The following is a 14,288-nucleotide window of genomic DNA, read 5'->3' as shown; positions in this document are numbered from 1 at the left end:
ACCAAGCTGTACACCCTTTCAATAGGTGTGTATAGCTTTTTTTTATGGATTGATGAATTTCTTTTCTAATTTGCTTTCACTTTTTGCTGGAAAAACATAAGCTATTACGAATCTATATCGTTCAGGAGAGATGGACACTATGCCTGTTTATGTCCGCTACATTGACTTAAATGGCTGTAAAAATAGCTATTGTATTCCGGAGAAGCCTAACGGCTATGCCATATTTATGTTACTTGATTATCAAACCCTCCATTCAGGTCATGCTGAGCACTTTATTGATCCATTTGTAAAAAAAGGGTATACCGTATTTTCTTCAGGGCTCTTAATTGCTGAATGGGGTTCAAAAAAAGCGGTAAAGCATGCTGAACATTTAATTCAGCTTTTATTGCGTCAAGAAACCATTAACGAAAAAATATTCTTATGTGCGGAAGGAACAGGGGCGCTTATAGCGCAGCAGTTATGTTGCTCAGATGACATTCATATACGAGCTGCAGCCTTTATTAATCCACTCTTGTCCTTAGAAGACTGTTTTCTTCATTACCAAGATGACGAGGTCACGTTAAAACGATTTAAAAAAGAAATGAGTAGACAATATGGGTTAAAGCATTGTGATAGAAAGATAGTAGCAAATTTGGATACAAAACTATTTACAGCCTACCATTTACCAGTCCAGTCGTTTTTACAGCATGTGAAAAGAGACAGCGCAGAAGAGTCAACGAAAGTGAATTTATCTGGAACTCGCACGTTGGCGAACGAGCTAAGTGGTTTTTATCAAACCTTTATCTCAGCAACGTAATGGTGCTCTGACGAAGGAAAGGAGTTAGTAAAATGAATCAACTAACGGTTATTGGTGGTTTGGGTTTTATTGGGAGTCATGTGTGCGCGAAATTTCTTGATGAAGGTTGGGAAGTGGTCGCTGTTGACCACATGGTAGAAAAGACACAGGAAAAACAAATGATTGAAATGAGTATGGGGAGGAATGCACACTTTACGTTTATCCATAAAAACGTAAACGAGTTTAGACCGTTAAGCGATAATGCTACTTATGTGTACGTCGCAGATAATGAAAAGAAAGAAGAAGTACTCGCATTTGCTTCTGGCTTACATCAGCATGATCGTCTGCTTTATCTATCAACAACAAGAAAAGGGGAAACGCGCACCACAATGGAAGAAGAGATAAAGGCATTGGCATCTTCCACACCATTCTCTCTTATTATTTTGCGTAGTCCACAAGCGTACGGATTACACAGCAATCTATCGTTTTCGTATATTGATGAACAAATAAATCAAGGCAATCGGGATTTGCTTTACATTAACGATTTAGTGGATTATGTGTATGCTGCTATTGAAAAAGAGAATGGGACGTATTCGGTAATTGGAAGTGACGAAGAAAATGAGGACTTTCTCCCTTTTTCGCCAAAATGGTCTCTTGATGAGGGGCGCAGAGCATACAAGGAGGCAGAAAAAAAGTGGATCCGACAAAATGACTTAAAATAACTGGTTTTCCAGCAGCTGTTCGTACTTGCGTTCGTAGGACAAAACCTTTACTCTTAAACTAGGTAAATAAGGACAATGGTTGGGAGGAGGCGGAACGTTTAATGGAGCAGTCATGGGAAGTGTTAGTAGACGCCTTGCTTGATGGAGATGAAGATCGTGCTTGGAATTGTGTCCGTCGCCTTTCTGATGCTGGGTATGATAGTATTTGGATATATGAAAAATTATTAACGAAAGCAATGGTTCATACTGGATGGCTATGGGAACAGAATCGAATTACAATTGCTGATGAGCACTTAGCTACGTCAACGTGCGATTTTGTATTGACACGCTATCACTATTATATACGAAAATGGCGAGCGCCTAAAAACGGTAAAAGCGTCATGTTTCTATGTTTAGATCAAGAGCAACATGATCTAGGCATCAAAATGTGCGCCTGTTTATTGGAAGAGCTTGGCTGGACGACACGTCTATTAGGAGCAAGTGTCCCCCTCGAGCAAGCGGAGATGATGGCGAAGAAATGGCAGCCCGATGCCATTGCCATTTCAGTGTCTATTCCCTATCACGCCCGTAGTTTGAATTTGTATGTTGATACGTTAGAAAAATTACCCCATAAACCAACGATTGTAATTGGTGGACGACTTGTCTCAATGTACGACTTAAGTCCGCTCTGTAATAATCAGACCGTATTAATTGGAAACTTAACAGAACTAGCTAAATGGCAGGAAAGACAATTAGGGGTGAGTGCGGATGTCCGCAATTAATCGTTTACCAGTTCCCTATTTTGAGTTAGACGAAACGTATCGAATTTTGAATCGATCCACTGTAGCTAAACAAGCGTTTAAACTAGCTGATTCGTTTATCGATCTTTTAGATATAGGAAGTGTGGATAAAGTAACCCGCTTTCTTTCTAAACAAGAAAACGGGAAGATCGAATTAAATATGGATACAATAGAAGCTCCTTATGTACTGCATACATTGTTTGCACATTGGGACGAAGAGCGTTTCCATATTATTTGTATTAAACAAGATGGAAACTTAACAGAGCTGATTGAAAAGGTTCAAAAGCAAAGCAGACGCTTGGCACAGACAGACTTTGAACTGCTTGAGAAAAAAGAAGAGCTTGAAGAATCTTTAAGTATGATTAAACAACTTTCAGCTCCGTTTATTGCCATATCAGCTGAGCTTGCATTTGTACCGTTTTTTGGTGACTTAGATGAACATTTAATTAAGCAAAATCAGGGAGTCATCTCAAAAAATGTGTATCAAGCCGATTATGACTATCTTTTCTTCGACTTTAGTGGTGTTGGTAACATCACTAACCTAGGGATGAGAGAGTTGCTACGTTTAGTCCAAGCTCTACAAATCATGGGAATTGAAACACGAGTTATCGGTTTAAGACCAGAACATGCACAGCTATTACACGGAAATGATATTCAGAAACGAACTCAATTTAACGGTAGTTTAGCTGAAATGATTCGTAAGCATATGTAAAAAAACCAGCCATTTGGCTGGTTTTTTTATTCAACGGTTTTCTTATAAAACGAGTTTTCATAAAACTGTAGGTTAGGGTATTTTTCCTGCGCTGTCCGCATTTGAAATTCATTTTCAAATAAAGCAACGATACGATCTTCACGATCTGTAACTAAATTTCGCTGTTTTTCTTTAAATACGCTCAACTCTTTTTCATCACCATCAATCCAACGTGCAAAAGAAAATGGCTGACGGCTCATTTGAATATCTACATGATACTCGCTTTTCAATCGATGTTCGAGCACTTCAAACTGAAGAACGCCAACAACGCCAACAATTTGTTGTTCAACGTATTTATTATACGTACGAAAGAGCTGGATAGCCCCTTCTTCTGTCAGCTGCTGTAGCCCTTTTTCATACGATTTATGCTTAAGCGCTTCTTTTACTGTGATAGCTGAAAAATGCTCAGGTGAAAAGTGTGGCATCTCGCTAAATTCAAATGAATCGCCTTCAACCAATGTGTCGCCAATCCGGAAATGCCCTGGGTCAAATAAGCCAATAATATCACCCGCATACGCCTCGTCTACAATGCTCCGACTTTGCGCCAAAAATTGTGTAGGCTGTGCAAGTTTCAATGGTTTATTCGTTCGGACATGCTTAACAGACATGCCTCGCTTAAATGTACCTGACGTTATCCGTAAAAACGCTACCCGATCACGGTGTTTGGCATTCATATTCGCTTGTACTTTAAATATAAAGCCAGAGAATTGTTCGCGTTCCATCGGGTCGATCGTTCCAATAGAACTATCGCGAGGGCTAGGCGCAGGTGATAAGCTTAAGAAGTGTTCAAGAAAAGTCTGTACTCCAAAACTAGAAATAGCGGATCCGAAGAAAATAGGTGTGAGCTCGCCATTGTTAATTCGCTCTAAATCGTACTCATCACCAGCTACGTCAAGAAGCTCTAACTCTTCACGAAATTGCTGTACAAGCCCTTCGTCTTTAACAACTTCGTCAATTTTCGGATCATCTGGACCAGTGACGCTAATAATATCAATATCCTTCGGGTTGTTTGGGTTGTAGAGTTCTAAACGTTTATTTACACGATCGTAAACGGCTTTGAATGACTGGCCCATCCCAATTGGCCATCCCATTGGAAAAGATCGAATTCCTAGCAGATTTTCAAGTTCTTCCATTAGTTCAAACGGGTCTCTACCTTGTCGATCCAATTTATTAATAAACGTAAAAATGGGGATACCGCGAAGCTTACACACTTTAAACAATTTCTTTGTTTGGGCTTCTACTCCTTTAGCGGCATCAATTAACATGGTTGCTGAATCAGCAGCAGTTAAAGTCCGATACGTATCTTCTGAAAAGTCTTCGTGTCCTGGTGTATCCAAAATATTGACATGGTAGCCGTTGTACAAAAATTCAAGTACAGAGCTTGTTACAGATATCCCACGTTGCTTTTCTATTTCCATCCAATCACTTGTTGCATGTTTCGCGTTCTTTCTTCCTTTTACAGTTCCAGCTTCACGAATCGCACCACCAAAAAGCAATAGTTTTTCCGTAAGCGTTGTTTTTCCTGCATCTGGGTGAGAAATAATCGCAAATGTGCGTCTTGAATTAATTTTATCTGTTAATGTTCCGTTCATGTTCATCCTCATTTCCAAACGTCGATTTACCTATTATAACAAGTTTTTCTTTCCGTTTCACTTTCCTTTTTTAGATTGGGGCAATTCACTTGCGAATCAAAATACAATCAGTTACGTTAAGAAAGATAAAAAGGAGGCTGTACAGATGACTGAACAAGAAAAAAACATGGCATTTATGCAGATTGCAATGAAATATGTGCCAGAGGCTAAAGAATTGTTAGAAGGAAAAGGGATTGAACTAGGATTTGACGATTTGCAGCCCATGTTAGCATTGTTTACCAAAGTGATGAATGAAGCGTATGAGTTAGGGCAGAAAGATAGCGAAGAAGCATGACACAGCCATTGCAGCGCTTTATGAAGCCGGTTCAGGAAGGGATTTCATACATAAAGAAAGGTGAGTATGATAAAGGACTAGAGACGATGGCGCCATTTATTGGCATGTTAGAGCAAGCGGATCACTTACCAATTCAAATCTTCTATTATTATGCAGTCGCTCAATTTAAAACAGGTCAAATCGAACCTTTTATGTCTTCGTATGAAAAAATAAAACAGCAAACGGCTGCAAATGAAGCGGAAGAGAAGATGAAAACAGATTTGGATAAATGGTTTGAGGCGCTGTTAAAAGGGCTAAATGACGTTTAAAAAAGGGTTCCATTCTAATTGAATAGAATTAGTACTAGACAGTTTCTTAAATTGTTTGCTAATATTAGTATCAGGTACTAATTTCTGTTCGATATGGAAGGGGAATATCCATGGCTAAAGCAGGCTTACTCGGTATGGGACGCTTTGTTCCTGAAAAAGTAGTTACAAATAAAGATTTTGAATCCTTTTTAGAAACGTCAGATGAATGGATTCGTACAAGAACCGGTATTGAAGAACGACGTTTTGCTGAAGACGTAGAAACGTCAGAAATGGCTTATCAATCAGCAAGAAAAGCCCTTGAATCGGCAGAAGTAAAGGCAGAAGAGATTGATTTAATTTTAGTTGCAACTGTTACACCTGACATGCCGTTTCCAAGTGTATCGTCGATTGTACAAAATCGCTTAGGGGCGACAAAAGCAGCAGCAATGGATATTAGTGCTGCTTGCGCTGGTTTTATATACGGAATTGCTACAGCACAACAGTTTATTGAAACAGGTGCTTATCAACATGTTCTTGTTATAGGCGTGGAGAAGTTAACAAAAGTAACTGATATGAACGATCGAAATACAGCCGTTCTATTTGGTGATGGAGCAGGTGCGTGTGTCGTAGGACCAGTCTCAGAAGATCGTGGTATCCTAGCATTTGACCTAGGTTCAGATGGATCTGGCGGCATGCATATTAATAAGAAAAATGAATTTATTGAAATGAATGGTCGCGAAGTATTTAAGTTTGCTGTTCGTCAAATGGGAGATTCATCCATTCGAGCACTAACGAAAGCTGGCTTAACAAAGGAAGATGTTGATTTCCTTGTTCCTCACCAAGCGAATATTCGAATTATGGAAGCATCTCGTGAACGATTAGAATTACCGAAAGAAAAAATGTCAGTCACCGTAAATAAATTTGGAAATACCTCATCCGCATCCATTCCAATGGCTATGGTAGAGGAACTTGAGGCTGGGAAAATTAAAGACGGTGATGTACTAGTGCTAGTAGGCTTTGGAGCAGGTCTTGTATGGGGTTCTGTTGCTTTGCGCTGGGGACGTTAATGAAAAGTTAGATTATTAAACGTAAATAAAGGAGCGAACTATAGTGGAGAAACGACGAGTAGTTGTTACAGGTATTGGTGCTGTTACACCATTGGGACTAAATGCAGCAAGCTCTTGGGAAGCCGCTATTGCTGGCAAGTCAGGGATTGGTTATTTAACAAGGATTGATGCGGAGTCTTATCCAATGAAAGTAGCTGCCGAAATTAATGACTTCGATCCAGCGGATTTTATTGATAAAAAAGAAGCAAGACGCATGGACCGCTTTACACAATTTGCCGTGGCCTCGGCAAAACAGGCACTTGCCGACTCGGGACTAGAAATAAACGATGATAATGCTGCACGTGTCGGTGTATGGATTGGTTCCGGTATAGGTGGAATGGAAACGTATGAAACACAGTTTCGGACATTACTTGAAAAAGGTCCAAGACGGGTAAGTCCATTTTTTGTGCCAATGATGATTCCTGACATGGCAAGTGGTCAAGTCTCCATTTTTACTGGGGCAAAAGGACCTAACTCTTGCTCTGTAACAGCATGTGCTTCTGGCGCAAACTCAATTGGTGATGCGTTTAAAACAATCCAGCGTGGCGATGCAGATGCTATGATTGCTGGTGGAAGTGAAGCACCTATTACAAACATGGCAGTAGCCGGATTCTCATCTGCAAAGGCCATTACAACGTCTGATAATCCGGAGAAAGCGTCACGACCGTTTGATGTAAATCGAAGTGGTTTTGTCATGGGTGAAGGTGCGGGAATTCTTATTTTAGAAAGCTTAGAGTCTGCGAAAGCCCGTGGAGCGAAAATCTATGCTGAGATCGTTGGTTACGGCTCTACTGGTGATGCACATCATATGACGGCGCCAGCACCAGATGGTGAGGGTGGAGCTCGTGCAATGGCAGCTGCAATTGCAGATGCTGGTTTAAAGAATGAGCAAATTAGCTACATTAATGCACATGGAACAAGTACGGATTTAAACGATCCTTATGAAACAAACGCGATTAAAACGGTGTTAGGTGACTATGCGTATAAAGTAGCTGTTAGCTCGACAAAATCGATGACAGGTCACTTGCTTGGTGCTGCAGGTGCAGTAGAAGCAATCTTTTCTGTTAAAGCAATAGAAGAAGGGATTGTCCCACCGACAATTAACTTAGAGGAACCAGACCCAGCGTGTGATTTAGATTATGTACCAAATGAAGCACGCAAAATGAATGTAGAAGCTGTATTAAGCAACTCATTAGGGTTTGGAGGGCATAACACATCCCTCGTCTTTAAACGCTTTGAAGAGTAGTAATAAAAACAAGCATGAGAATTAGCTCTCATGCTTGTTTTTTTTGCTTACCCATGCTAGCGCATCTGCTTTCGTTTTTATTTCTCCAGTTAACTGTCGTTTTTCAATGTCTAAAAGCCATGTTGAGAAGAGTGGACTCGGCTTAAACCCTAGTGCAATTAAATCTCTTCCAGTAACGAGAGGTGTTAGCATCTCTCGTGCATTCCGATACTGTGACAGCATCGCATTCTCTTTATTTGGTAGGGTAATAAAAAAGAAAATGGCGGCGTCCTTTACTGAAAAAAGTGAGCCATGTAAGTTGTCGAGAGAGGTTTCGTCTTGATAGTCTTCAATAAGTTGGATATCGGTTAAAAGCTTTTTAGTTAACTTGGTTAATGCGAATGCGTGCAGGGACTCTAACGAATGTTGCTCGTAAGCAATGGCGGCAATAGCCAAAAAAATGGATTCGTTAACACCTTCACGAAACAAGTGTTGAATGTGTTTATACGCATTTTCACTCATGTTTGCACCAAAGAAGATTTTCCAAACGTGATATTCATTAAGTGCTTTAAACAACCAAGGAAGCTGATCTTCTCTATGACTGAGCTCCAACTCATGATAAAGACGTTGCTTGCTAATAGTCTGGATAGCATGTCCCATTATCTTTGCCTGTTTTTTTGTTTCGTCGCCTAATTGGAAGCCTAGTCTTTTTGCAAAGCGAAGTGCTCGAAACAAGCGTGTCGGGTCTTCAATAAAACTTAATGGATGCAAAACGGAAACGGTTTTTGCTTGAATCTGTTGACGACCTTGAAACGGATCCAATATTTCACCAAAGCAGGACGCGTTAAGCGAAACGGCAATCGCATTTATTGCAAAGTCACGGCGAGCTAAATCATCCTTTATGCTAGCTGGTTGAACGTCTGGCAGAGCACCGGGTGTGCGATAGTGTTCCCTTCTTGCTGTTACAAGATCAATGGGAACGCTATGAATGATCCACGTGGCAGTCAAGAAATGATCGTGTTGTTGTACCTCTCCTCCAAATTGATTGGCGAGGGTACGTGCAAACGAAATCGCATCTCCTTCTACAACCAAATCAATATCCTTTGAAAGACGGTTTAAAATAAAATCACGCACAATACCGCCAACGATGTATACTTGCACATCTTGTGCATCAGCAAGCTCTCCAATTTTCCGCAAAAAGGTAAAGCGTTTCTCCCCGAAGTAGCGAGTGAGTTCGCTATCGCTGTAATGAGGCGGATGTTCAAATGGACTCGTAATGATCGAACTGCGAGTAATGATTCCTTCTAATGTTCCATCGCTCTGGCAAATGGGGATGCGACCAATTTCGTTTTCCATCATTACTTTTTTTCCTTGTTCAATTGAATCGGTTGCCTTTAATGTAAGAACTTTTTTAGACATGATTGATGCTACTAATTCAGTCCCTTGGTTTAAACCAATCGCCTTTTTAAGCTTTGCTGCTGTTAGCATTCCTATAACCTGCTTCCTATCATTCACAACAGGAAATCCCTTATACGGTAAGTGGTTACTTTCATGAAATACTTCCGCTACAGTAGAGGAAGCAAAAAAAGTTTGAACTGGCCAGTGCATAATAGAACGGATAGGGGTTTTAACTTGGATGCACGCTGTGAGCAAATGGCGTACGGTTGCATAGGCTTTAGCGAGTGGCTCGTTTCGACAAATGGCAGAAGCTGCATAATCATGCCCATTTCCACCTAACTGTTGCGCAAGAATTTGAATGGGAATGTCTGCACTCGTAGCGCGTGCAATCATATACGTGTGATGGTGCAGTTGGCAAAGAACAATGGTTGCATCTGGTGCATACAGGCTGTGAATTTCTTCTACTACCGTTGCGATATCGGCGATATACTGATCGGCTATACAAGTTGAAAAAACAATTCGTTTTTCTGCAATCGTCTGAATATCGACCGCATTAAAAAGTGTCTTGAACAAAGGGTGTTCGCCGGCATGTGCTTGTAAAAACTCCCGTATAACCGTTAAATCCATACCATTTTCATGTAAAAAGACCGCCGCTTTCATGTCGGCAATCGTAACAGTATCATTTGTAAGTCGATTTGTATCGCTATATAAGCCTAAGCCGAATAACGTAGCTTCTATAGGGGATACGGCGATTCCTTGATGAATAATTGGTTGGAGTAATAATGTAATATTTGCACCAGTAGCTTCTGATTGGTGGTGGTCAATATAAGAACGCTCGATTTCATTATTAACTAAAAAAGAGGCAACGCCCGCTCGCTCATCTGTGGAGCAATCGACATACGTAATAGCACTGACGTTACTCCAATCAATCTGTTTATACGTGTACCAATCAAAGGAATCGCTGTAAAAATGTAAAAATTGTTTTACTCGCTCTCCTAGACTAGGTGGGAGCGCTAAAACGGCTTTAGGATCGAATTTATGCGCAGCTACTAACGAGGCGAGCCCGTCAAAATCAAGATTAGTATGGCTAACAATGAGCCTCATGTCACCACTCCTTTCATGCCCTAGGCGATTCACTTATCATATTAGTATAACAAAAAAACAGCGGTTTTAGCCGCTGTTCTTATCGGTAGGAGTCGATAACAAAGCCATCCTGAACAAAGGGTGTCAGCTTCGATGTTTCGTTAAACCCGTGAATGTGAGTTGCGAGAACTTTGATGTCATGCTGTTGATCATTGTGAAACGGGCTTGTCGATAATGAGTGAATGAACGGTTTGATTTTATGATAAAGAGTGTTAAAAATGTAGTGATTTTGCAAAAGATGAAGGGATTCATTCGGCAACGAATAGGCTCGTTTCGAAGGATTTTGCGCTTCTTTCTTATAAAAAGCGAAGCCATAACTGTAAATGTCGTTTTCAGAAACGGATCTTGCTGTTCGTAACGTAGGACTTGTTTTTGAGATACGCTTAATGGTTTCAACCCCTTGTGGTTCAAAACGGCTACTAAGAGCACCAGCCACCATTCGATCATAACGTGTAATCGTCTTCAATGTAATCACCTCTTTCGTTTATCCATACCCATATCTATGAAAAAAACACATTGCTTTTGCAGACAATGTGTTTTTTCACTATTTATTTTGCAAAGACGTGGTTACCAATAACAATTGTTTGCTCTCTTGTAGCCACCCAACCACTTGTTGCGGTAGCAGGATTATAAAAATACAGGGACTGTTGACCTAACCCTCGATAAGCAATGGCTTCATTGACAGCTCGACGTGATTCTTCATCGGCATCGTTATGAATGGCACCATCTAATACAGGAGAAAAAGCATAGTGACCTGATGGTGTTACTTGATGAATCACATCATACATTGTATCAGGATAATCTTGGTGGTCGAGTCGATTGAGTAAAACAGTAGCTACCGCGACTTTTCCTTCATAGGATTCTCCTTTTGCTTCAGCATAAACGAGTTTCGCCATCCATTCACGATCGGAAGCTGTGATGGCTGTCGGAATGGTTAAGGTAGTTCCAGCTTCAAGCTGATTCGTTTGTAACTGATTAATTCGTTGGATAGAAGCTTGTGATACGCCATAACGTTCGCTAATTGTATACAGTGATTCTCCAGCTTGTACCGGATGCTTAATCGTTTTACCATCTATTGAAGCAGATGAAAACAAACTGATACCAAAAAAAGCAACGAATGAAAGAGTTATTTTTTTAAACATAACATGATTCACTCCTAGAATGTTTAGTAAAAAACGCACGATCTAACTTTAACAAAAAAAGAAGCCGTTGCACCTAGGAATGTTTTCCAATTAGTGAAGAGTATGATCGCAGTGGGTCTGTACCAAATATGACAAGTATGTAACAGATAAAACAAAGATTACAGCTTCATAACATTATCGACGCAATTTCCAGTTAAAAAAAGAAAAGTTGACAGCAAAAAAGACCTGTATTATCGAGCCAAAACCACTATTACAATTCATTTCAACATGGATACACATGAACATTTTTCCATCGTCTCAAAAAAAAAGCTATGCTAGGATTGCCATGTGCTCAAGTAATTGGGCAACGCAACTTGATCTATTTTAGGAGGATACTGGAATGAAGAAACTTGCGATTGCAACATTCGTAGCAACACTAGCTCTAGGATTGAACCACGTTGATCGTGCAGAGGCGTCAACAGGTCATCAATATAACACTGCACCAATACAATGGAGTGGCGATTGTTTTTCCTCAGCTCCATCATATGGTGATATAAATTGGTCTACTGGCGATTGGCAACAGCCTGAGGTAGAAGAAGAGGCACCAGAGTCAGAAACTGAAGTAGTAGAAGAAGAGTCAGATGCTAGTGAAGAGGTTGCTGAAGCAAGCGACGTTAGCGAAGAAGAGCAGCAAATGGTTGATCTTGTTAACTCAGCACGCGCTGAAAGCGGCTTAGCTCCGCTTGAAATTGATCAAGAGTTAACAGAAGTAGCTCGTGTGAAAGCTCAAGATATGATTGACAACAACTATTTTGCTCATGAATCTCCTACTTATGGTTCTCCTTTTCAAATGATGGACCACTTTGGTATTACATACCAGACAGCTGGTGAAAATTTGGCAGGAAATCAAACGGTTGAGCAAGCTCATACTGCTTTAATGAACTCTCAAGGTCATAGAGAAAATATTTTAAGTAGTAACTATTCAGAAGTAGGAATCGGCATTGTTGATGGCGGTCCTTATGGAAAAATGTTCGTTCAATTGTTTAAAGGGTAATGACAAAAACACCTTATTCCGTTTTAACGGAACAAGGTGTTTTTTATTTTCGAAGTTGAATGTGTTCAACCTGATGTTGCTTTCCTTTTGTTAAGATTAAGTCTGCGCGCAATCGTGTCGGCTTAATATTCTTCTCAAGATTTACACCGTTAATTGAGTGCCAAATCGATTTAGCCATTTCCGTTGCCTCTGCATCATTTAAGTTTTTGTAGCGATGAAAGTAAGAGCTTGGATCTTGAAAGGCAGTATTTCTTAGTAAGTGAAATCGTTCCACATACCAGGAAATAATGTCTTCCTCATCAGCATCAACATAAATACTGTAATCAAAAAAGTCAGATACGAATAGAGGCGGCATCCGTTTTCCTTTGCGGTTTACTTGCAAAACGTTAATCCCTTCAACAATGACAACATCAGGTTGAACGATTTTCTGTGTTTGAGCTGCTTCAATATTATATGTTAGGTGGGAATAGACAGGCGCTTCAACTTCATTTACCCCAGATTTAAGTTCAGTTAGGAATGAGATCAGTCGACGAATATCATAACTTTCCGGAAACCCTTTTCGTTTCATTAAACCTCTTTCTTCTAGAACCTCATTTGGATATAAAAAGCCATCGGTTGTCACAAGCGAGACAGTTGGTTGATTCGGCCACCTTTTTGCAAGTGCTTGAATTAAACGAGCCGTGGTGCTCTTTCCAACAGAGACGCTTCCAGCGATGCCGATAATAAAGGGAACCCGTTTTCGGCTCCTTTGTAAAAATTCATTCATATCTTGATGTAGTTTTACATTATGATACATTCGTTTGTAAAGTAATTCAGATAATGGCATATACACATCGTTTACTTCAGAAGCGGAAATCGTCTCATAAATTCCTTCTATCTCTTTTCGCTCTTGTTCCGTTAAATTTGAACGCAATCCTTTATTCAATGTGGCCCACTCTTTTCGAGTTAGCCGTGTAAAAGCATCTAGTGTTTTTGTCAGCTCATCCGTTGTCATATGGATCTCCTTTACGGCCAATTCTTAACATGTGTATCAGAAGCGTAGCATGGTCAGATCGGATAATCAAGATCGGAGTCTTTCTTGCATAGTGTAAATGAAAGCGTATGTTTTATACAGAAGTTTGTCCATTGGAGACGTAAGAAAGCATAAGGAGGAGAAGATGGCTGTTATTCGCACAAATAAATGGGGTGAAATGTTTTTAAAGCATGTTCGTGCTCAGAAGGACAGTGAATTAACGTATCAACGTTTATTTGCTCAACCGTTGCAGCCGCTTTTTCAGTTTGGAACGGATACGGAGCTGGCCATGTATTTGGAGAAAGTAGGTTTATTTACAATAAAAGATACAGATGCACTTTCTCTGTTTATTACTAAAAACTATTGGTCCGTTTTGCAAGAAAAGTTTTTACAGCTAAAAGAGGCCTGGAATGGGCCAAATGTACCTGTATATCTTTTACTTGCCAACGAGCAATTAAAGAAAAGACAGACCGATGTGAAAGGTATGATGGGTCTCAGTTTTCAAAATGGCATTGTTTTAATTGTTCCGGAAACCATTGAAGCAAACGATCTTTTTGCCCTTTTAATTCATGAATATCACCATGTTTGCAGGTTGTCTCATACAAAAGAGAATGAAGAAACCATTACGTTATTGGAATCGATGGTAATGGAGGGATTGGCAGAGCTAGCTGTGAAGGAATGGTTAGGAGAAGCGTATTTAGCACCGTGGACTTCTTTATATGACAAGACATGGAACGATAAATGGGCGGTCATCTTTATTCATAAAAAGCTCCAATTAAAGGGCAGGAGAAGGTATAAGGATCATTTATATGGAAATGCCAAAAAGCACATACCCCCTATGCTTGGCTACTACTTTGGCTATCAATTATGTCAACAGGCTGCCTCTCATTTAAAAGAAGAAACGATTGGGCTTCTTACAACACCTGCAGAAAAAATCTATCGCTATGGATCTATAGAAAATGGGTTTAAGAACGATAAGCCATGACCAT

The 14,288-nt window shown here is 40.1% G+C and carries 15 protein-coding genes; 10 read left to right on the top strand and 5 right to left on the bottom strand.

Annotated elements, in window-relative coordinates; genetic code table 11:
• Window positions 1-139 precede the first annotated feature (139 nt).
• The 4 genes from PQ477_RS00780 (at window position 140) to PQ477_RS00765 (ending at window position 2,988) form a co-directional block, all read left to right on the top strand.
• Window positions 140-796, top strand: a complete 657-nt coding sequence (locus PQ477_RS00780; RefSeq protein WP_274272827.1) for an alpha/beta fold hydrolase — start codon at window positions 140-142, stop codon at window positions 794-796.
• A gap of 32 nt (window positions 797-828) precedes the next feature.
• The gene (locus PQ477_RS00775; protein ID WP_274272826.1) at window positions 829-1,497 is read left to right on the top strand and encodes an NAD-dependent epimerase/dehydratase family protein; all 669 of its coding nucleotides are present in this window, start codon (window positions 829-831) and stop codon (window positions 1,495-1,497) included.
• Window positions 1,498-1,598: 101 nt separating this feature from the next.
• Window positions 1,599-2,258, top strand: a complete 660-nt coding sequence (locus PQ477_RS00770; protein WP_035395394.1) for a cobalamin B12-binding domain-containing protein — start codon at window positions 1,599-1,601, stop codon at window positions 2,256-2,258.
• Window positions 2,245-2,988, top strand: a complete 744-nt coding sequence (locus tag PQ477_RS00765) for an STAS domain-containing protein (RefSeq protein ID WP_274272825.1) — start codon at window positions 2,245-2,247, stop codon at window positions 2,986-2,988. The genes PQ477_RS00770 and PQ477_RS00765 overlap by 14 nt, the downstream gene beginning before the upstream one ends.
• Window positions 2,989-3,014: 26 nt before the next feature.
• Here the strand turns inward: PQ477_RS00765 and PQ477_RS00760 are convergent, their stop codons facing one another.
• Window positions 3,015-4,619, bottom strand: a complete 1,605-nt coding sequence (locus PQ477_RS00760; RefSeq protein WP_144559282.1) for a peptide chain release factor 3 — start codon at window positions 4,617-4,619, stop codon at window positions 3,015-3,017.
• Between the two features lie 145 nt (window positions 4,620-4,764).
• Here PQ477_RS00760 and PQ477_RS00755 point away from each other — a divergent pair, with 145 nt between their 5' ends.
• The 4 genes from PQ477_RS00755 (at window position 4,765) to fabF (ending at window position 7,592) form a co-directional block, all read left to right on the top strand.
• Window positions 4,765-4,953 (top strand): ComZ family protein, encoded by a 189-nt coding sequence (locus PQ477_RS00755; protein ID WP_035395390.1) that lies wholly within the window; start codon window positions 4,765-4,767, stop codon window positions 4,951-4,953.
• Complete coding sequence (locus PQ477_RS00750; protein ID WP_035395389.1) at window positions 4,950-5,261, top strand: hypothetical protein; 312 nt, start codon at window positions 4,950-4,952, stop codon at window positions 5,259-5,261. Before PQ477_RS00755 ends, PQ477_RS00750 begins: the two co-directional genes overlap by 4 nt.
• 110 nt (window positions 5,262-5,371) lie before the next feature.
• Window positions 5,372-6,307, top strand: coding sequence for a beta-ketoacyl-ACP synthase III (locus tag PQ477_RS00745; RefSeq protein ID WP_035395387.1), 936 nt, complete (start codon window positions 5,372-5,374; stop codon window positions 6,305-6,307).
• Between the two features lie 43 nt (window positions 6,308-6,350).
• Entirely contained in the window at window positions 6,351-7,592 is a 1,242-nt protein-coding gene (gene fabF / locus PQ477_RS00740; RefSeq protein ID WP_144559281.1) for a beta-ketoacyl-ACP synthase II, read from the top strand.
• Window positions 7,593-7,613: 21 nt separating this feature from the next.
• Here fabF and PQ477_RS00735 read toward each other — a convergent pair whose 3' ends face one another.
• From PQ477_RS00735 to PQ477_RS00725, 3 genes are all read right to left on the bottom strand, one after another.
• Window positions 7,614-10,073 (bottom strand): CBS domain-containing protein, encoded by a 2,460-nt coding sequence (locus tag PQ477_RS00735; protein WP_274272824.1) that lies wholly within the window; start codon window positions 10,071-10,073, stop codon window positions 7,614-7,616.
• 79 nt (window positions 10,074-10,152) lie between these two features.
• The gene (locus tag PQ477_RS00730; RefSeq protein ID WP_060703875.1) at window positions 10,153-10,578 is read right to left on the bottom strand and encodes a hypothetical protein; all 426 of its coding nucleotides are present in this window, start codon (window positions 10,576-10,578) and stop codon (window positions 10,153-10,155) included.
• An 82-nt stretch (window positions 10,579-10,660) separates the two neighbouring features.
• On the bottom strand, window positions 10,661-11,254 hold the full coding sequence (locus tag PQ477_RS00725) for a cell wall hydrolase (protein WP_274272823.1): 594 nt from the start codon (window positions 11,252-11,254) through the stop codon (window positions 10,661-10,663).
• Between the two features lie 379 nt (window positions 11,255-11,633).
• Here PQ477_RS00725 and PQ477_RS00720 point away from each other — a divergent pair, with 379 nt between their 5' ends.
• A complete protein-coding gene (locus PQ477_RS00720) occupies window positions 11,634-12,287 on the top strand; it encodes a CAP domain-containing protein (protein ID WP_274272822.1) in 654 nt (217 codons plus the stop codon).
• Window positions 12,288-12,330: 43 nt separating this feature from the next.
• Here the strand turns inward: PQ477_RS00720 and coaA are convergent, their stop codons facing one another.
• Window positions 12,331-13,281, bottom strand: a complete 951-nt coding sequence (coaA, locus tag PQ477_RS00715; protein WP_274272821.1) for a type I pantothenate kinase — start codon at window positions 13,279-13,281, stop codon at window positions 12,331-12,333.
• A 163-nt stretch (window positions 13,282-13,444) separates the two neighbouring features.
• On the opposite strand from coaA, the gene PQ477_RS00710 reads away from it, so the two are divergent.
• Window positions 13,445-14,284, top strand: a complete 840-nt coding sequence (locus PQ477_RS00710) for a DUF2268 domain-containing putative Zn-dependent protease (RefSeq protein WP_035397078.1) — start codon at window positions 13,445-13,447, stop codon at window positions 14,282-14,284.
• The last annotated feature ends 4 nt before the right edge of the window (window positions 14,285-14,288 follow it).

Source organism: Shouchella hunanensis, assembly GCF_028735875.1.
Classification (GTDB): domain Bacteria; phylum Bacillota; class Bacilli; order Bacillales; family Bacillaceae_D; genus Shouchella; species Shouchella hunanensis.
The sequence above is the reverse complement of the archived record's forward strand: the minus strand, read 5'-3'. Positions and strand labels throughout refer to the sequence as shown.